This window comes from Vibrio coralliilyticus (assembly GCF_024449095.1).
In the GTDB taxonomy this organism is placed as follows: Bacteria; Pseudomonadota; Gammaproteobacteria; order Enterobacterales; family Vibrionaceae; genus Vibrio; species Vibrio coralliilyticus_A.
This window is the reverse complement of sequence record NZ_CP024627.1, coordinates 2,420,457-2,437,308: the sequence shown is the minus strand read 5'-3', so window position 1 is coordinate 2,437,308 and position 16,852 is coordinate 2,420,457. Positions and strand designations below refer to the sequence as shown.

Genomic DNA, 16,852 nt, shown 5'->3' with positions numbered 1-16,852 from the left:
TTACTATGCCAAAACGTAAAGCAGGTTATGAGGAAATGTTTGATGATGTGGTGGAAGCACTCAAACACAGTCCCGATGAGGTCAAGCACGTTTTTGAAACCTCAGAAAAGGTGGTAGAAGCGGCCAATGATTTGACCAAAGATGAACTGGCACTGGTGTCCGCCTACGTGAAATCAGATTTAAAGGAATTTGCGGATAGCTATGAAGAGTCTAAGAGCGGACCTTTTTATCTGATGGTCGCCGATTCTATTTGGCAAGGGTTATTGGAAATCACAGATCGTACTAAAGTTGAGTGGGTGGAGTTATTTGCTGATCTTGAGCATCAAGGACTTTATCAGGCTGGTGAAGTGATTGGTCTTGGCGTTCTAGTGTGTGACGATTGTGGGCATAAAACTCAATATAACCACCCGACGGTCATCATTCCTTGTACCAAATGTGGCAGCAAAGCATTTAGTCGCCAAGCTTTAAAACCCTAAGTCAGTGCTTAACAAAGCTATTATGAGTGGAATGGCTTATCGAATGGATTAAGGGCTGGTCAATATGACCAGCCCTTAACGTTTTCTTGTTTAATCTTTCAATCGCCAACCTATTATTAAACTGAGCATTACCCAGATATACAAAGGCCAAGTACCAAATACTCGGTAGGGTGTCTGACCATTTGTCGAGATAACCTCTGTACGCAGTACCTCAGTATTGAATTGGGGGACTTGTGCTGTGATTCTACCTTTGTAGTCGGTCACTGCGGTCACTCCGTTGTTTGTTGAACGAATGACAGGTTTACCCAATTCAAGTGCTCTCATTCGAGCAATTTCCATGTGCTGCAGAGGACCGATTGATCTACCAAACCATGCATCATTAGATAAGGTTAAAATAAAGTCAGTATCCTCAGTGACATTTTCACGCACCTGTTCATTGAAAATAATCTCGTAACAGAGGGCGGGAGCCATCTGTTTGCCATTAGCATCTATGTTTGGTTGGATGAAGTCTCCACGACTGAAAGAAGACATAGGTAAATTAAACAGCGGTGCTAATGGTCTGAGGATATCTTCAAAAGGTACAAACTCACCAAAAGGCAACAGGTGGTGCTTATGGTAGCGTTCAGTCATATCAAAGCTGTAGTCACCGTAAGGAGTTTGACCAACCGTGAGAATACTATTGTAAAACTGGCGGTCTTCTCCTTGGTTCACCACGCCTGTAATAACGGCACTGTTATTCATTCTGGCTGCTGAATCTAAGTTGCTCAGGTACGAAGAAATTTCGAACTCAAAAGCCGGAATAGCCGCTTCTGGCCAGATGATGATATCTGCGTCCCAGTTTTCACGAGTGAGATCCGTGTATTTCATGATGGTTGGCCAGCGTTCCTGCGGTAGCCATTTTTTCGCTTGATCTACATTGCCTTGTATCAGTGCGATCTTAGTGGTGCTATCTGGATTAAGGGTGACCCAGTTTGCCGACTTTAGTCCGTAACCAGTCGCAAAAATGACTGTAGGGATAAGTAGATGTAGCCATTGTTTGTGATGAGTAGCATACACGATGCTACCAGCACTAATGACTAAGAGTATTGTTAATAGTTCTACACCACCAATAGGAGCAAAGTTGGCTAATGGGCTTTCAATTTGACTGTAACCAAGCCAAAGCCATGGAAACCCTGTCATAACCCAGCCGCGCAGCCAGTCACAGATTAACCAAATCGCTGGGGCTGCGAGAAGAAATCGTGTTCGATTCGATTTGGGGAAAAATCGGTTCAGGCTCCAAGTAAACAGCCCAGAATAAATTGACAGGTAGCCAATCAGGAGTGCCATTAAGAAAACGCTGGCTATCTTAGGCATGCCACCAAAGTTATCAATACTGATATGAACCCAACTGATACCGGTGGAAAATTGGCCGATTCCCCAAGCATAACCGACCCAAAGAGCCCGCTTAGGTGATTGGTTATGAATTAAAGCTAATAATATTACAGGGCTTAGCAAGGCCAATGGCCACAATTGGTAAGGAGCAAAAGCCAAAGTGGTGAGAGCGCCAACAAAAACGGCCGCAAGCGGCCGTTTTAGGCGATGAAAAAGTGTTTTTATCATCGTAATACTTCTGAATACCCCGAACTTGGGGAAATTAGCGTTACTCTTCGGCTGGTTCCGGAAGAGGCTCTTCGTCAGGTATTGTCACTTGAAGTTGCAACACCCGGCGGTTATCCGCAGAGGTAACTTTAAAGCTATAGTTTTCGATCTCCACTACTTCACCACGTGAAGGGAGGTGGCCGAACGCTGTCATTACCATGCCGCCAACGGTATCCACTTCTTCATCACTGAAGGAGGTATGAAAGGTTTCGTTAAACTCTTCAATGGTTGTCAGGGCTTTTACTGCGTAGGTGTGTTTGCTGAGTTTACGGATATCGAGCTCTTCTTCGTCATCGAACTCATCTTCGATGTCTCCAACGATTTCTTCGAGAATATCTTCGATAGTCACAAGACCAGAAACACCACCGAACTCATCTACGACAATTGACATGTGATAACGTTCCTCACGGAACTCTTTTAGTAGACGATCTACTCGTTTACTTTCAGGAACTACAACCGCAGGGCGAATCACTTGTTCAATATCAAATGGAGCACTGTCTGAGCCTAAATATTTAAGTAAGTCCTTCGCTAACAGGATGCCTTCAACATGGTCTTTGTCTTCACTGATGACAGGGTAGCGCGAGTGTTGCGCGTCAGTAATCAGGTTAACCAGAGCGTCTAAGTCGTCGCTACGATCAACGGTAACCATTTGAGAGCGTGGGATCATAATATCGCGCACGCGCATTTCTGCGATTTCCATAACACCTTCAAGCATGTCTCGGGTATCATGGTCTATCAGGTCATTTTCTTCTGAGTCGCGGAATACTTCCACAAGCTCCTGGCGATCTTTAGGTTCGCCTTGAAATAGTTGACCTAGGCGTCCGAAGAAGGACTTTCTACTCGGACCTTCAGATTTTTCTTTTTTACCTTCTAGAGAAGAGGGCGAATTGTCTTCGTTCATTGTTTCTCAATTAAGTAACGCTATCAGAAGTGTGATAGCTCACGTTGAGGGCATGAGAGAGGTAAATAATGAACTCTCAAACCCTCACATGCGAGTGACCCTAAGGTGACTCTTTTTCAGCTATGTATGGGTCTTCAAACCCCATACCTAGCATGATTTCTGTTTCGAGGGACTCCATCTCTTCGGCTTCGTCATCCTCAATATGATCATAACCTAGCAGATGCAGGCTACCATGTACAACCATATGCGCCCAGTGTGCCATTAAGGGCTTAGATTGCTGAGCAGCTTCTTGCTCCACAACTTGTTTACAGATGATAAGGTCACCCAGTAAGTCCATCTCAATACCCGGAGGGGCTTCAAATGGAAAAGACAACACATTGGTTGGCTTATCTTTACCACGATAATCATGGTTTAACTGGTGGCTTTCTTGCTCATCGACAATACGAACGGTGACTTCGGCTTGAGGCTGAAACTTTGTCACAGTAGAGCTTAACCAGAGATGAACATCTTCAAAGCTTGGTAGGCCTTTTTCATCTTCGACTGCTAATTGAAGATCTAGTTCGATGCTCATGAAGGTTTCGTCTCCGGAGTGACAGTAGGCTGAGCCGTTGGCGCTTCCTGAAGTTTTGCTTCACGCTCTTCACGACGTCGCTTCTCATACTCTTTACGCTCTTTCTGATCTTGCGCTTCCCACTTCTCATAGGCATTGACGATACGTGCAACCACTGGGTGTCGAACGACATCGTCAGATTGGAAGAAATTAAAGCTTATTTCATCCACCTCGTTAAGCACTTCAATGGCGTGGCGAAGCCCGGATTTTGCCCCGCGAGGCAAGTCGATTTGAGTGACGTCACCCGTAATGACTGCGCGTGAATTAAAACCGATACGAGTCAGGAACATCTTCATCTGTTCAACAGTAGTGTTCTGACTTTCATCAAGAATAATGAAAGCATCATTCAACGTACGACCGCGCATATAAGCCAGTGGCGCTACTTCAATGACATTGCGTTCAATCAACTTCTCGACTTTTTCAAAGCCGAGCATTTCGAACAGCGCGTCATAGAGTGGGCGTAGATACGGATCGACTTTTTGGCTTAAGTCACCAGGTAGAAAACCCAGTTTTTCACCCGCTTCAACAGCAGGACGTGTTAGCAGAATACGACGAATCTCTTGACGCTCTAGAGCATCTACGGCTGCCGCAACCGCAAGATATGTCTTACCTGTACCGGCTGGGCCAATACCGAAAGAGATGTCATGCGTGACCATATTGACCAGATACTGAGCCTGGTTTGGTGTACGCGGTTTTATCACGCCTTTTTTGGTCTTGATAAAGACCTCTTTGCCATGCTCGATGTTAGATTCGGTATCTTGCTCGAGAACGCCAGTTTCTTTGATAGCCAGATGGATTTCTTCTGGCTCAATATCTGGAATATTACCGCGTATAGGTGCGGTGTTGACGTAAAGTGTCTTGATGATTTCAAGAGCAGCAGCAGCGGTATGAGGTTTACCTACAATGGTAAAGAAATTGCCTCGGTAGCTGATCTCAACACCTAAGCGGCGTTCTAAGTGCTTGATATTGTCATCGAAAGGACCGCAAAGGCTAGCAAGGCGGCGGTTGTCTGAAGGTTCTAGATCGATCTCTAGAGTCACAATTTTATTGCTCAAAGTTGCCTCTCATTGTTTGTCACTCTAAAAAAGCCCGATTTAGACCGGGCTTTTAGTGACTTTATATACCTTTCTCTAAGATGGTATCAGAGTTGGGTAAATTCAAGCTAATTTCAAACTTAAGGCGTAAAGGTTGCTACACCTAGCTCATCTTCGCGTTTGGTTTTCGCCATCATTTGAGTTGGAGAAATGACAGTTCGCAGGTCCATATCTTTCTCGGTGCGAACAATTTCACCACGCAGTGAGTTAGCAAAAACATCGGTAATTTTGACATCGACAAATTGCCCAATTAGGTCTGCGTTGCCTTCAAAGTTAACCACGCGGTTATTCTCTGTACGTGCTCGCAGCTCCATTAGGTTCTTTTTCGAAGGCCCTTCAACAAGAACGCGCTGCTCAGTACCTAGCATTAGACGAGAGTAACGCATTGCTTGTGCGTTGACTGTTTGTTGCAGCTCGTAAAGACGCTCTTTCTTGGTTTGCTCTGAAAGATCGCATGGGTAATCAGCTGCTGGTGTACCCGGGCGAGGAGAGAAGATAAAGCTAAAGCTCATGTCGAAATCGACGTCTTTGATGAGCTTCATCGTCGCTTGGTGATCCATGTCGGTTTCACCAGGGAAGCCAACAATAAAGTCCGAACTGATTTGGATATCTGGGCGCGCTTTACGAAGCTTGCGAATGATCGACTTGTATTCAATCGCGGTGTGTGGGCGCTTCATCATGGTTAGAATGCGGTCACTACCACTTTGTACTGGTAGGTGCAGGAAGCTTACCAGCTCTGGTGTATCTTCGTAGACGGCGATGATGTCGTCAGTGAACTCTAGTGGGTGACTAGTTGTGAAGCGAATACGATCGATGCCATCAATAGAGGCAACAAGACGTAGTAATTCTGCGAAAGAGCAAATATCGCCTTCATGTGTTGGGCCACGGTATGCGTTTACGTTCTGACCTAATAGGTTTACTTCACGTACGCCTTGATCAGCAAGCTGCGCGATTTCGAAGAGTACATCATCCATTGGGCGACTGACTTCTTCACCACGCGTGTAGGGTACAACACAATAGGTACAGTACTTAGAGCAGCCTTCCATGATAGATACAAACGCGGTTGCACCTTCGGCTTTTGGCTCTGGTAAGCGGTCAAACTTTTCTATTTCAGGAAAAGAAATGTCCATGACGGGCGCTTCGTTGCTTTGCGATTGTTTGATCATTTCTGGCAAACGGTGCAAGGTCTGAGGGCCAAAGATCACGTCAACGTATGGAGCACGTTCGCGAATGTGATCGCCTTCTTGAGTGGCGACACAGCCACCCACGCCTATCACAACGCCTTCTTTTTTGTCTTTCAGGGTTTTCCAACGACCTAGCTGGTGGAATACCTTCTCTTGCGCTTTTTCGCGGATAGAACAGGTATTCAGTAGTAGTACGTCTGCTTCTTCTGGTTCTTCTGTTAGCTCATAGCCGTTTGCCGCATTCAGTAGATCAGCCATCTTAGATGAATCGTATTCGTTCATCTGGCAGCCCCAGGTTTTAATTAGCAGTTTTTTACTCATGTTGTTCGCTCGATCGTTAGTTTAAATTAAGGGAGCAAATCGCCCAGTGTAACCATGCCAGCCACTCTTTAGCTTCAAGGTGGCTGACGATATTTTAGCCGCCCTCTCGGCGGTAAGCGGCGTATTGTACTGCTTTAAAAACTCACTGACTAGTGCTGTCACACATTCAGTTAAATCCTATGTTATGTAAGGGGTTTGACCTTATCTGTGCTGAGGTTTTTCGTTACATTTTGATAATGAAAAAGTACAATGAAAAACAGCCTGATAATCAAAGAATAAAGTACAAGTTATGACCAGATATGATGTAGCCATCATCGGTGGAGGTATGGTTGGCGCTGCGATAGCTGTCGGTTTTGCAAAACAAGGACGACAAGTTGTTGTAGTTGAAGGCCGTGCTCCTCAGCCATTTGAACCTGAACAGTCGATGGATATCAGAGTATCTGCAATTTCGGAGCATTCTGTATCGATATTAGAAGAACTGGGTGCATGGCAGGCAATAGCACAGATGCGAGTATGTCCTTATCGTAGGCTGGAGACTTGGGAGCATCCGGAATGCAGAACCCGTTTTCATGCTGATGCACTGAATATGGACCGACTTGGCTACATTGTCGAAAATCGTTTGATCCAGTTAGGCTTATGGGCTGAATTTGAACGGTACTCGAATATTACAGTTTGCTACCCTGACCGCTTAGATGACATTCAATTCGGTCAGCCTTGTTCGGTGAAACTCAGTTCTGGTCAGTGTTTTGAAGCCAATTTGGTCGTTGGAGCAGATGGAGCAAACTCTCAGGTTCGAACGCTTGCTGGTATTGGAGTGACCGCTTGGGACTATCGCCAGCACTGTATGTTGATTAATGTAGAAACAGAGCGGTCACAGCAAGACATTACTTGGCAGCAATTCACTCCTTCTGGGCCACGCTCATTTTTACCGTTGTGCGGTAATCAAGGTTCGCTAGTGTGGTATGACTCACCTAAACGCATCAAGCAGTTGTGCTCAATGAGTAACGAGCAATTGAGACAAGAGGTTTTAGCTCATTTCCCTGAGGAGTTAGGCGATATCAAAGTACTCCAGTTTGGTTCATTCCCTTTAACTCGACGACACGCACAATCCTACTCTTCGTTAGGTTGTGTGCTGGCAGGGGATGCGGCTCATACGATTAATCCTCTGGCAGGGCAGGGAGTTAACATAGGTTTTAAAGATGTAGAAGCTCTGCTTGAAGTCACTGCAGATAAAAAACACCTTTCTCATGACTTGCTAAAGTTATATGAACGTAAGCGTCGTCCAGATAATTTGCTGATGCAATCGGGAATGGACTTTTTTTATAAGAGCTTTAGTAATGATCTAGCGCCATTGAAGTTTGCGCGTAATGCCGCCTTGAAGTTGGCGGAAAATGCGGGACCACTGAAAAATCAGGTGCTGAAATATGCGCTTGGGCTTAAGTAAGTTATATCGGGGCAATAAAAAACGCAGCTGAAGAGCTGCGTTTTTTGTGTTTGGCTAAGTGGTTATTACTTAGTTACACGTAGAACGGGTGTTTCACCAACAGATACTGAACCAGACAGTTTGTTCAACTCTTTGATTTCGTCCATGTTAGAGATAACAACAGGAGTCAGAGTTGATTTTGCTTTTTCTTCAAGAAGTGCAAGATCAAACTCAATGATAGTGTCACCAGCTTTAACAGACTGACCTTCTTCAGCAATACGCTTGAAGCCTTCGCCTTTTAGCTCAACCGTGTCGATACCGAAGTGAACAAATAGCTCTACACCGTCATCAGACTCAATTGAGAATGCATGGTTAGTTTCGAAGATCTTACCGATTGTACCGTTTACAGGAGCTACCATTTTGCTGCCAGCTGGTTTGATAGCAATACCGTCACCAACGATTTTCTCAGCAAAAACGACATCTGGCACATCTTCGATGTTTACGATTTCACCAGAAAGAGGCGCGATGATTTCAATTGCACCTGCGTCAGCGCTGTCGTCAGATACTAGCTTCTTAAGTTTGTCAAACAGACCCATTGTGTCATGCTCCTAACGTTTTATTTAATTCTGTCGAATTATAGTATACCAATCTCACAAGATAGACGACTATTTTTAGCCGCCTATCTTATTGGTATCAGTTAATTATTGAGTTTTCTCTGCGATGAATTTTTCTACAACCGCTTCAATTTCAGCCGCAGTTGGTAGAGAAAGTGCTTCTTCAGCCATTGCTTTTACTTCTGCGAAGTTAGAGTTACGGATAACTTTCTTCACTTTCGGGATAGAGATGCCGCTCATAGAGAACTCATCAAGCCCCATGCCCAGAAGTAGGAGCGTGGCGCGTTCATCACCTGCTAGCTCGCCACACATACCTGTCCACTTACCTTCAGCGTGAGAAGCGTCAATCACTTGCTTGATGACTGTCAGCACAGCTGGTGATAGAGGGTTGTACAAGTGAGAAATCATCTCGTTACCACGGTCTACAGCTAGTGTGTACTGAGTAAGGTCGTTGGTACCGATAGAGAAGAATGCGACTTCTTTCGCTAGGTGGTGCGCGATTGCTGCAGCTGCTGGTGTTTCAACCATGACGCCGATTTCGATGTTCTCATCGAAGGCATGACCTTCAGCGCGGAGTTCTGCTTTGTACTCTTCAATGGCTGTCTTAAGCTCACGAATTTCTTCAACAGAGATGATCATTGGGAACATGATACGCAGCTTACCGTGCGCAGATGCACGTAGAATACCGCGTAGCTGGTCACGTAGAATTTCACGGCGATCCAAGCTGATACGTACAGCACGCCAACCTAGAAACGGGTTCATTTCTTGTGGCAGGTCCATATATGGAAGATCTTTGTCACCGCCGATATCCATAGTACGGATTATCACCGCTTGACCGTTCATAGCTTCTGCAACATCTTTGTATGCTTGGTACTGCTCTTCTTCCGTTGGTAGTGCGTCACGGTCCATAAATAGGAATTCAGTGCGGTACAGACCTACACCTTCACCACCATTGCGAATGATACCGTCACAGTCTTTAACGGTACCAATGTTACCGCACACTTCTACGCGGTGACCGTCAGTCGTTTCTGCGTGGAGGTCTTTCAGTTTTGCTAGCTCTTCTTTTTCGGCAATGAATGCGGCTTTAACCGCTTTCGCTTCTGCTAGCTCAGCTTCAGATGGGTTGATAACGACTTTGTTGTTCATTGCGTCAAGAATCAACATGTCGCCGTTCTTAACTTGCTTAGTGATATCGTTAGTACCAACGATAGCAGGAAGTTCTAGTGAACGAGCCATGATTGAAGTGTGAGAAGTACGACCGCCGATGTCACAAGCAAAACCAAGTACGTAATCAAGGTTGATTTGTGCTGTTTCAGATGGTGTTAGGTCGTAAGCGACTAGGATCACTTCCTCATCAATGTCGCTGAGCGAAACAATGTTAATGCCCAGTGCATTTTTCACAAAGCGCGTGCCGATATCACGGATATCTGTTGCACGTTCTTTTAAGTATTCGTCGTCTAGAGACTCAAGAGCGGTTGCCTGTTCTTCGATAACTGTGTGGATCGCGTTATCGGCATGCATCTTGTCATTTTTAATCAGTGCTAGGATTTCTTCTTCTAGCTCTTCATCTTCAAGAAGCATGATATGACCTTCGAAGATCGCTTCTTTCTCTTCACCGAAAGTTTCAAGCGCTTTTTGCTTGATGGTTTCAAGCTGAGCTGCTGATTTGTTACGCGCGTCAAAGAAACGTGCCACTTCAGCGTCGACTTGAGCGTCAGTAATCGAGTTAGTGTTTAGGACAATTTCATCTTCTTGAAGGAGTAGTGCTTTACCAATAGCAATACCTGGAGATGCTAGGATGCCTGAAATCATAGCCTTACCTTAAGTTGGTCAACTTTTAAAACGGGAGAAAATATGAGTGTGCTAACGATAATGTGTAGCTTATATCTTGGCCTATTTCCAACAAAGCCATTTTGCTTTCACAAAATGGCTTTAGAAATAGGAGACCGGATTAGTGTAGTTGATCCATTAGAGCAACTAGGTGGTCAACAGCTTGTTGAGCTTGAGGGCCCTCAGCTGAGATAGTAACTTGCGTACCTTTTACAAGGCCAAGAGTTTGCAGTTTGAATAGGCTCTTTGCGCTAGCGCTTTTACCGTTAGAAGTCACAGTGATGTCCGCATCAAAGCCTTTAGCTTCTTTAACGAACTGTGCAGCTGGACGAGTGTGAAGACCGTTTTCTGCAGTGATTTCTACTTGCTTCTCGTACATGTTATATACCCCAATTGATTTATATTTTGATAGTTTCTTAATCAGAATCAGCTTAACCCTTAACTCTGTAATGTGCCAAATACACACTATTCATTTCGTGTCATAACCGATACTGATTGCAAGTTTTCCGGTTATGATTCCAATCTGTGCCGGATATCATAACTGGAGTTAATTCTTACTTAGCTTTTATTTTGAAGCTAAAAATAAAACTGACCTGATTATTACCAAAGGTGAGGCAAGGATCAACAAAAAAGCCCCTGAAAGGGGCTTTTTTAGATGAAAAATTGATTTCGCTACGTATTATTGTTGGTTCTCTTTCTCGGTAAATATACCAGCAAACAACGCAGAACTGAGGTAACGTTCACCGGAGCTTGGTAGAACGGTTACGATAGTTTTTCCTTCAAATTCAGGTGGTTCCGCTAGTCTATTCGCAGCTACAACGGCTGCACCTGAAGAGATTCCAGCAAGAATTCCTTCCTCTTCCATTAGGCGGCGAGCCATTTCGATCGCTTCTTCAGAAGTGACGGACTCAACGCGGTCTAACAGTTCTAAATCTAGGTTGCCTGGGATGAAGCCCGCACCAATACCTTGGATTTTGTGTGGTGCTGGTTGAATTTCTTCCCCTGCTAGCGCTTGTGCAATCACTGGAGACTCAGCTGGCTCTACTGCCACAGAAACAATGTTCTTCCCTTTCTCTTCTTTGATGTATCGGCTTGTGCCTGTGATGGTACCACCCGTACCAACACCAGCAACGAAGACATCAATTTCACCATCAGTGGCTTCCCAAATTTCAGGGCCTGTGGTTTTTTCGTGGATTTGTGGGTTCGCTGGGTTGTTGAACTGTTGTAATAGTAGGTATTTGTCAGGGTTGCTTGCCACAATCTCTTCTGCTTTCGCGATTGCGCCTTTCATTCCTTTTGCAGCTTCTGTGAGCTCAAGGTTTGCACCTAATGCTTTAAGAAGCTTACGACGCTCAAGACTCATAGATTCTGGCATTGTCAGAGTAAGCTTGTAACCACGAGCGGCGGCAACGAAAGCCAGAGCAATACCTGTGTTACCACTGGTTGGCTCTACAAGCTCTACTCCCGGTTTTAGAGTACCTTCTTTTTCCGCTTCCCAGATCATGTTTGCGCCAATACGACATTTAACACTAAAGCTTGGGTTACGAGCTTCAACTTTTGCCAGTACTTTACCTTTACTGACTTTATTTAAACGTACTAGAGGAGTATTACCGATGGTAAGAGAGTTATCTTCGTAGATTTTGCTCATGTCGTGATCCTTCATCTGTTAAAAGCTTATCGACCATAGTATGAGGGCAATAGGCTGGTAATTTATTTGCTCAATATAGAGTGCGTGGGTAGAAGAGTAGGCTAGCTGAAAATAGTAGAGAAGGATTAAAAAGTTATAACTTATTAGAATGGGATGAAGTGCATGTTATTCAGCTAACATGCACTATTTACCTGTTAACGCTTGAACTCTGATACCCAAATCGCTGTCGCGCCACAAACAGCAACAGGCATAACAATCAGGTTTAAAATTGGGATTGTGGTAAAGATGGCGACTAAAGCACCGAAGCTGTACGCCTTACCTTGTTTTTGTTTCAAACTGTTACGCATCTCATTAAACGGGACCTTATGGTTATCAAACGGATAATCACAGTATTGAATGGCAAGCATCCACGCTGTGAACCCAAACCAAAGAACTGGGCCTAGTGTTTGTCCTAAGGCGGGAATCAGCAATAAAATAAACAGACCGATAGCCTTTGGTAGAACATAAAGCAGTTTTCTCCACTCTCTGGCTAGAATTCTTGGAGTGTCTTTAACCACTGCCAATACGCCATCTTCATTGACTTTACTTCCTGTTAGGTATTCTTCCACTTTTTCTGCCAGTAACCCATTAAATGGGGCCGCGACAAAATTTGCCAATGTGCTAAAGAAATAAGAAAACGTCGCTAAAATTGTCACGACCAATAAAGGCCACAACACATAGCTTAACCAAGAAAGAAACTCAGGTAGTTGTCCCATGAGCTGTTCAATCCAGATATCTAAATGAGAAAATAGGTAAAAAAGTGCCCCCCCAACAAGCAGAATATTGGCTAATAAAGGCAGTAGCACAAATTGACGAATACCGGGTTTGATCGCAAGCTCAAGGCCATAGAAGAAATAACCAAAACCGGAACGTTGATGTATTTTTGAATTCATAAGCACTGACTGAGTTATGGTGTAAAAACGAACGTATTTTATCTTAACAAGAAAAAAGCGTGTTCAAAATCACAACATTGCGTGAACTTCTCACATTAAGTTGTTCTAAAACAGGGGAGAGTTTTGGTAGAGTTAGTTATAGAAAGGTTTAACCAGATTCGATAAGTTGGTTTACGGGCTAGGTATATCGAATAATTTGAGAGCGAAAAATGCAGGAATTGCGATTTGTACTCATAATCGTCGGAGCTTTAGCAATAGCAGCGCTACTGTTTCACGGTTTATGGACAAGCAAAAAAGAAGGAAAAGCCAAGTTTGGCAGTAAGCCACTTCGCAAGTTAGACGTCGATAAAGAAGATGATTCTGAGCTCATGCCTGAGCGTGCGTTCGCGCCTGAGGATGATTTTGAAATTATTCGCAAAGAACGTAAAGAGCCGGATTTCACTGAAGGCAATATTACTGCAGATCCACTGATTGATGGTTATTCCGAGGTTGAGCCTCCACAAACCTTAGCAGAGCAGAACATAGTCGACGAACCTGAACTCGATATGCCTTCTATTTCTACTCAAGTTCCGGATGAGGTTGAGCCCTCTATCGAGCCAGTGGCAGCCGTCGATGACATTAGCACTGAGGTCGTTGAAGCGAATGACGAAGAGCTGATCGCCTCAGAAAGCGAAGAAGAACCCGAGATGCAGGTTATTGTTCTTAATGTCCACTGCGCGGGCCCTGAGCCATTTGTGGGTACAAAATTGTTCGATAGTATGCAGCAGAATGGTTTACTTTACGGTGAAATGGATATTTTCCATCGCCATGCAGACTTGTCGGGTACAGGTAAGGTTTTGTTTAGTGTGGCGAATATGATGCAACCAGGTACGCTTGAGCATACCGATCCGGCAGAATTTACCACTCAGGGTATTTCGTTCTTTATGACATTACCTTGTTATGGAGACCCTGAGCAGAATTTCAAACTGATGTTGAAAACCGCGCAGCAGATCGCGGATGACTTGGGAGCGAATGTTTTGGATGATGCTCGTAACCTGATGACGCCGAATCGTTTGGATGCGTATCGAGCTCAAATTCAGGATTTTAAAGCGGCGAAAAGCGCGTAATTCGCCAAGAACCTTATAGAGGCTCCGAATCCGGAGCCTTTATTTTTTGAGTATGGTTTGGTTAATAAGCCAATAAAGCCTACTCATCCCCCTGTCAATCCTTTGCTGATATCTCGATGATATTGGTGATTAGAATGTTTAAGTACAGAGTTAGTTATGCCACAAGAGATTCAAGAAAAACTCAATCAGTTACGTGAAACCCTTCATTACCACGGTGTGAAGTACTACGTTGAAGACAACCCTGAGGTTCCTGATGCGGAATATGACCGCTTGATGCGAGAATTGTTAGCACTTGAAGCGGAACACCCTGAGCTGATCACTCTTGACTCTCCAAGCCAGCGTGTCGGAGGTCAGCCGCTTAGTGGTTTCGAATCGGTAACGCATGAGATTCCGATGTTATCTTTGGATAATGCATTCGATGATAGCGAACTGGACAGTTTCCATAAACGCATGACAGTGCGTGCTCCCTCAGCTGATTTCAGTGCTTTTTGTTGCGAGCCGAAACTGGATGGCCTTGCGGTGAGCTTGTTGTATGAGAATGGAGTCTTAGTTCGGGCTGCCACTCGAGGTGATGGGGCTACGGGAGAAAATATTACCGAAAATGTACGCACCATCAAATCCATTCCTCTTAAACTTAGTGGTCAGGGTTGGCCGCAACGTATTGAAGTTCGCGGTGAAGTCTTTATGCCAAAGGCAGGTTTCGACAAGCTCAATCAACAGGCACTTAAAAAGGGCGAGAAAGTGTTTGTCAATCCACGTAATGCCGCTGCAGGCAGTCTGCGTCAGTTGGACTCCCGTATCACGGCGACTCGACCATTGAGCTTTTATGCGTACAGCGTTGGTGTGGTAGAAGGTGCCACATTGTCAAAGAGCCATTATGAGCGATTTTTGCAGTTAAAAGGTTGGGGAATGCCAATGTGTCCTGAGACTCGTCGAGTCTCCAATCTTGATGAAGTCAAAGCGTATTACCACGATATTTTAACGCGTCGAGATGCTCTTTCTTACGAGATTGATGGCGTGGTGATTAAAGTGGACGATATTGTACTGCAGGAACAACTGGGGTTTGTTGCGAGAGCTCCTCGATGGGCGATTGCCTACAAGTTTCCTGCACAAGAAGAGATTACCTTGCTTAATGGTGTTGAGTTTCAGGTAGGCCGAACAGGGGCGATTACTCCAGTGGCCAAGCTTGAACCGGTTTTTGTTGGTGGGGTTACTGTCAGCAACGCGACGTTGCACAATGCCGATGAGATTGAACGTTTGGGTGTCAAAGTGGGAGATAGTGTGATTGTCCGCCGTGCGGGGGACGTTATTCCACAAATCGTTTCAGTGATCAAAGAACGTAGGCCCGAATCTGCAAAAGATATTGTCTTTCCTGAACAGTGTCCGGTGTGTAGCTCGGATATTGAACGTGTTGAAGGCGAAGCGGTGGCTAGATGCTCTGGAGGTCTGGTTTGTCAGGCGCAACGTAAAGAAGCTCTCAAACATTTTGTCTCGCGTAAAGCTCTGGATGTTGATGGCTTAGGGGACAAAGTTATTGAACAATTGGTCGATCGTGAGATGGTCGAGACTCCGGCTGATTTGTTTAAACTGTCTGCTGGGGTAATAACGGTCCTAGATCGTATGGGTCCTAAATCAGCACAAAATATAGTGGATGCGCTCAATAAAGCGAAATCAACAACCTTACCGCGCTTTCTGTACTCTCTTGGTATTCGAGAGGTTGGTGAGGCGACCGCAGCGAATTTAGCTCAACATTTTAAAACCCTAGATGCGGTTAAAAAGGCCACTCATGAGCAGCTAATTGAGGTGTCCGATATAGGAAATATTGTTGCTAGTCATGTGATTGCTTTCTTTGGCCAAGAGAAAAATCAACAAGTGATTGATGATCTCATCGAACAAGGCATAGTGTGGCCGGCAATCGAAGAGAAAAGCCAAGATATCCCCCAACCTTTAGCTGGAAAGACGGTGGTACTGACGGGGTCGTTGTCTCAACTTTCTCGCAATGAAGCAAAAGCAGCCTTACAGGAATTAGGCGCAAAGGTGACCGGTAGTGTCAGTAAGAAAACGGATATCTTATTTGCTGGCGAAAATGCCGGTTCTAAACTGGCGAAGGCTCAAGAACTAGGGATAGAAATCAAAACAGAACAAGATCTCATCGATTTGATTTAAATTCGTTTTGCCTATAAAAAATACCCTCAAACATACATGCTTGAGGGTATTTTCAATCCATCAAAAGAGAACTTTCAAAGAACTTGGTTAGCCTTCTAACTCAGCTAAGCACATTTCTTCGTGAATTTGTTTACACCAGTTAGTTACGCGTTCATCAGTAAGTTCAGGCTGGCGATCTTCGTCAATGCATAGACCAACAAACTGGCTGTCATCACCTTCGACGAGTCCTTTAGAGGCTTCGAATTCGTAACCTTCCGTCGATGTGTAGCCTAGGATAGTTCCTCCTTTAGCTTCGACAATGTCACGCACAGTGCCCATCGCATCACAGAAGTACTCAGCGTAATCTTCTTGGTCACCACAGCCAAAGATAGCAACAAGCTTGGTAGAGAAGTCAATTTGCTCTAGCTCTGGGAAAAAATCATCCCAGTCACATTGCGCTTCACCATAGTACCAAGTTGGAATGCCGAGTAGCAGAAGATCGAAGTTATCGATATCCTCTTTGCTACTTTTCGCGATATCTTGAACGTGAATCAGTTGTTTACCTAGTTGCTTTTGAATCATCTTTGCAACAGCTTCAGTGTTACCTGTGTCGCTACCAAAGAAGATGCCTACACTTGCCATAGATTCGTTACCTTTACTAATTTCTGTTGTGGGTTCCGGTTGATATCAGCCGATACCGCCACCTTCCCAGCTAATCTGAATAATGCCTTTGGCGATAAATCCAGCACAACCAAGGAATAGGACTAACCATACAATGCGACGACCAAAAGGAGGAACATTCCCAGCCTTTAACACGTCTTTAATCGCCATACCAATCAGGAAAAAGATAGACGCGAAAAGAAGATCGAGACCAATGGACTCGAGCATGTTCATATAGTCGTAGAGCATGGGATCCCTTTATGCCAAATT

Annotated in this window: 16 protein-coding genes; 4 read left to right on the top strand and 12 right to left on the bottom strand. The window is 44.7% G+C overall.

Annotated elements, in window-relative coordinates; genetic code table 11:
- Window positions 1-5 precede the first annotated feature (5 nt).
- On the top strand, window positions 6-476 hold the full coding sequence (locus tag CTT30_RS11515) for a zinc ribbon-containing protein (RefSeq protein WP_239838347.1): 471 nt from the start codon (window positions 6-8) through the stop codon (window positions 474-476).
- 90 nt (window positions 477-566) lie between these two features.
- Here CTT30_RS11515 and lnt read toward each other — a convergent pair whose 3' ends face one another.
- The 5 genes from lnt to miaB form a co-directional block, all read right to left on the bottom strand.
- The gene (gene lnt, locus CTT30_RS11510; RefSeq protein ID WP_252035213.1) at window positions 567-2,075 is read right to left on the bottom strand and encodes an apolipoprotein N-acyltransferase; all 1,509 of its coding nucleotides are present in this window, start codon (window positions 2,073-2,075) and stop codon (window positions 567-569) included.
- A 40-nt stretch (window positions 2,076-2,115) separates the two neighbouring features.
- On the bottom strand, window positions 2,116-3,015 hold the full coding sequence (corC, locus tag CTT30_RS11505; RefSeq protein ID WP_239838345.1) for a CNNM family magnesium/cobalt transport protein CorC: 900 nt from the start codon (window positions 3,013-3,015) through the stop codon (window positions 2,116-2,118).
- A gap of 100 nt (window positions 3,016-3,115) precedes the next feature.
- The gene (gene ybeY / locus CTT30_RS11500; RefSeq protein ID WP_252035212.1) at window positions 3,116-3,586 is read right to left on the bottom strand and encodes an rRNA maturation RNase YbeY; all 471 of its coding nucleotides are present in this window, start codon (window positions 3,584-3,586) and stop codon (window positions 3,116-3,118) included.
- Window positions 3,583-4,680, bottom strand: a complete 1,098-nt coding sequence (locus CTT30_RS11495; protein ID WP_239864935.1) for a PhoH family protein — start codon at window positions 4,678-4,680, stop codon at window positions 3,583-3,585. The genes ybeY and CTT30_RS11495 overlap by 4 nt, the downstream gene beginning before the upstream one ends.
- A 119-nt stretch (window positions 4,681-4,799) precedes the next feature.
- Window positions 4,800-6,224, bottom strand: a complete 1,425-nt coding sequence (gene miaB, locus CTT30_RS11490; protein ID WP_239864932.1) for a tRNA (N6-isopentenyl adenosine(37)-C2)-methylthiotransferase MiaB — start codon at window positions 6,222-6,224, stop codon at window positions 4,800-4,802.
- Window positions 6,225-6,513: 289 nt separating this feature from the next.
- Here miaB and CTT30_RS11485 point away from each other — a divergent pair, with 289 nt between their 5' ends.
- On the top strand, window positions 6,514-7,668 hold the full coding sequence (locus tag CTT30_RS11485) for a 2-octaprenyl-3-methyl-6-methoxy-1,4-benzoquinol hydroxylase (RefSeq protein ID WP_252035211.1): 1,155 nt from the start codon (window positions 6,514-6,516) through the stop codon (window positions 7,666-7,668).
- Window positions 7,669-7,733: 65 nt separating this feature from the next.
- On the opposite strand, the gene crr is transcribed toward CTT30_RS11485, so the two are convergent.
- The 5 genes from crr to cysZ all read right to left on the bottom strand — a co-directional run bounded on the left by crr (window position 7,734) and on the right by cysZ (window position 12,671).
- On the bottom strand, window positions 7,734-8,243 hold the full coding sequence (crr, locus tag CTT30_RS11480; RefSeq protein ID WP_239838340.1) for a PTS glucose transporter subunit IIA: 510 nt from the start codon (window positions 8,241-8,243) through the stop codon (window positions 7,734-7,736).
- Between the two features lie 105 nt (window positions 8,244-8,348).
- Complete coding sequence (gene ptsI / locus CTT30_RS11475; RefSeq protein WP_239864928.1) at window positions 8,349-10,073, bottom strand: phosphoenolpyruvate-protein phosphotransferase PtsI; 1,725 nt, start codon at window positions 10,071-10,073, stop codon at window positions 8,349-8,351.
- Window positions 10,074-10,212: 139 nt separating this feature from the next.
- Window positions 10,213-10,470 (bottom strand): HPr family phosphocarrier protein, encoded by a 258-nt coding sequence (locus CTT30_RS11470; protein ID WP_006957371.1) that lies wholly within the window; start codon window positions 10,468-10,470, stop codon window positions 10,213-10,215.
- A 300-nt stretch (window positions 10,471-10,770) separates the two neighbouring features.
- Window positions 10,771-11,739 (bottom strand): cysteine synthase A, encoded by a 969-nt coding sequence (cysK, locus tag CTT30_RS11465; RefSeq protein WP_252035210.1) that lies wholly within the window; start codon window positions 11,737-11,739, stop codon window positions 10,771-10,773.
- A gap of 194 nt (window positions 11,740-11,933) precedes the next feature.
- Complete coding sequence (gene cysZ / locus CTT30_RS11460) at window positions 11,934-12,671, bottom strand: sulfate transporter CysZ (RefSeq protein WP_239838337.1); 738 nt, start codon at window positions 12,669-12,671, stop codon at window positions 11,934-11,936.
- A 209-nt stretch (window positions 12,672-12,880) separates the two neighbouring features.
- On the opposite strand from cysZ, the gene zipA reads away from it, so the two are divergent.
- Together zipA and ligA are read left to right on the top strand one after the other, a co-directional pair.
- Window positions 12,881-13,777, top strand: a complete 897-nt coding sequence (gene zipA, locus CTT30_RS11455) for a cell division protein ZipA (RefSeq protein WP_252035209.1) — start codon at window positions 12,881-12,883, stop codon at window positions 13,775-13,777.
- Between the two features lie 156 nt (window positions 13,778-13,933).
- Complete coding sequence (gene ligA, locus CTT30_RS11450; RefSeq protein WP_252035208.1) at window positions 13,934-15,943, top strand: NAD-dependent DNA ligase LigA; 2,010 nt, start codon at window positions 13,934-13,936, stop codon at window positions 15,941-15,943.
- Between the two features lie 87 nt (window positions 15,944-16,030).
- Here ligA and fldA read toward each other — a convergent pair whose 3' ends face one another.
- The gene (gene fldA / locus CTT30_RS11445; protein ID WP_239838334.1) at window positions 16,031-16,564 is read right to left on the bottom strand and encodes a flavodoxin FldA; all 534 of its coding nucleotides are present in this window, start codon (window positions 16,562-16,564) and stop codon (window positions 16,031-16,033) included.
- 45 nt (window positions 16,565-16,609) lie between these two features.
- Window positions 16,610-16,831: a DUF2788 domain-containing protein gene (locus tag CTT30_RS11440; protein ID WP_239838333.1), complete on the bottom strand. Its 222-nt coding sequence runs from the start codon at window positions 16,829-16,831 to the stop codon at window positions 16,610-16,612.
- Between the last annotated feature and the right edge of the window lie 21 nt (window positions 16,832-16,852).

Excerpts from the sequence above, each read along its gene's own strand:
- CTT30_RS11515 (WP_239838347.1), top strand. The coding sequence starts at position 6 with ATGCCAAAACGTAAAGCAGGTTATGAGGAAATGTTTGATGATGTGGTG.
- lnt (WP_252035213.1), bottom strand. The coding sequence starts at position 2,075 with ATGATAAAAACACTTTTTCATCGCCTAAAACGGCCGCTTGCGGCCGTT.
- corC (WP_239838345.1), bottom strand. The coding sequence starts at position 3,015 with ATGAACGAAGACAATTCGCCCTCTTCTCTAGAAGGTAAAAAAGAAAAA.
- ybeY (WP_252035212.1), bottom strand. The coding sequence starts at position 3,586 with ATGAGCATCGAACTAGATCTTCAATTAGCAGTCGAAGATGAAAAAGGC.
- miaB (WP_239864932.1), bottom strand. The coding sequence starts at position 6,224 with ATGAGTAAAAAACTGCTAATTAAAACCTGGGGCTGCCAGATGAACGAA.
- CTT30_RS11485 (WP_252035211.1), top strand. The coding sequence starts at position 6,514 with ATGACCAGATATGATGTAGCCATCATCGGTGGAGGTATGGTTGGCGCT.
- crr (WP_239838340.1), bottom strand. The coding sequence starts at position 8,243 with ATGGGTCTGTTTGACAAACTTAAGAAGCTAGTATCTGACGACAGCGCT.
- ptsI (WP_239864928.1), bottom strand. The coding sequence starts at position 10,073 with ATGATTTCAGGCATCCTAGCATCTCCAGGTATTGCTATTGGTAAAGCA.
- CTT30_RS11470 (WP_006957371.1), bottom strand. The coding sequence starts at position 10,470 with ATGTACGAGAAGCAAGTAGAAATCACTGCAGAAAACGGTCTTCACACT.
- cysK (WP_252035210.1), bottom strand. The coding sequence starts at position 11,739 with ATGAGCAAAATCTACGAAGATAACTCTCTTACCATCGGTAATACTCCT.
- cysZ (WP_239838337.1), bottom strand. The coding sequence starts at position 12,671 with ATGAATTCAAAAATACATCAACGTTCCGGTTTTGGTTATTTCTTCTAT.
- zipA (WP_252035209.1), top strand. The coding sequence starts at position 12,881 with ATGCAGGAATTGCGATTTGTACTCATAATCGTCGGAGCTTTAGCAATA.
- ligA (WP_252035208.1), top strand. The coding sequence starts at position 13,934 with ATGCCACAAGAGATTCAAGAAAAACTCAATCAGTTACGTGAAACCCTT.
- fldA (WP_239838334.1), bottom strand. The coding sequence starts at position 16,564 with ATGGCAAGTGTAGGCATCTTCTTTGGTAGCGACACAGGTAACACTGAA.
- CTT30_RS11440 (WP_239838333.1), bottom strand. The coding sequence starts at position 16,831 with ATGCTCTACGACTATATGAACATGCTCGAGTCCATTGGTCTCGATCTT.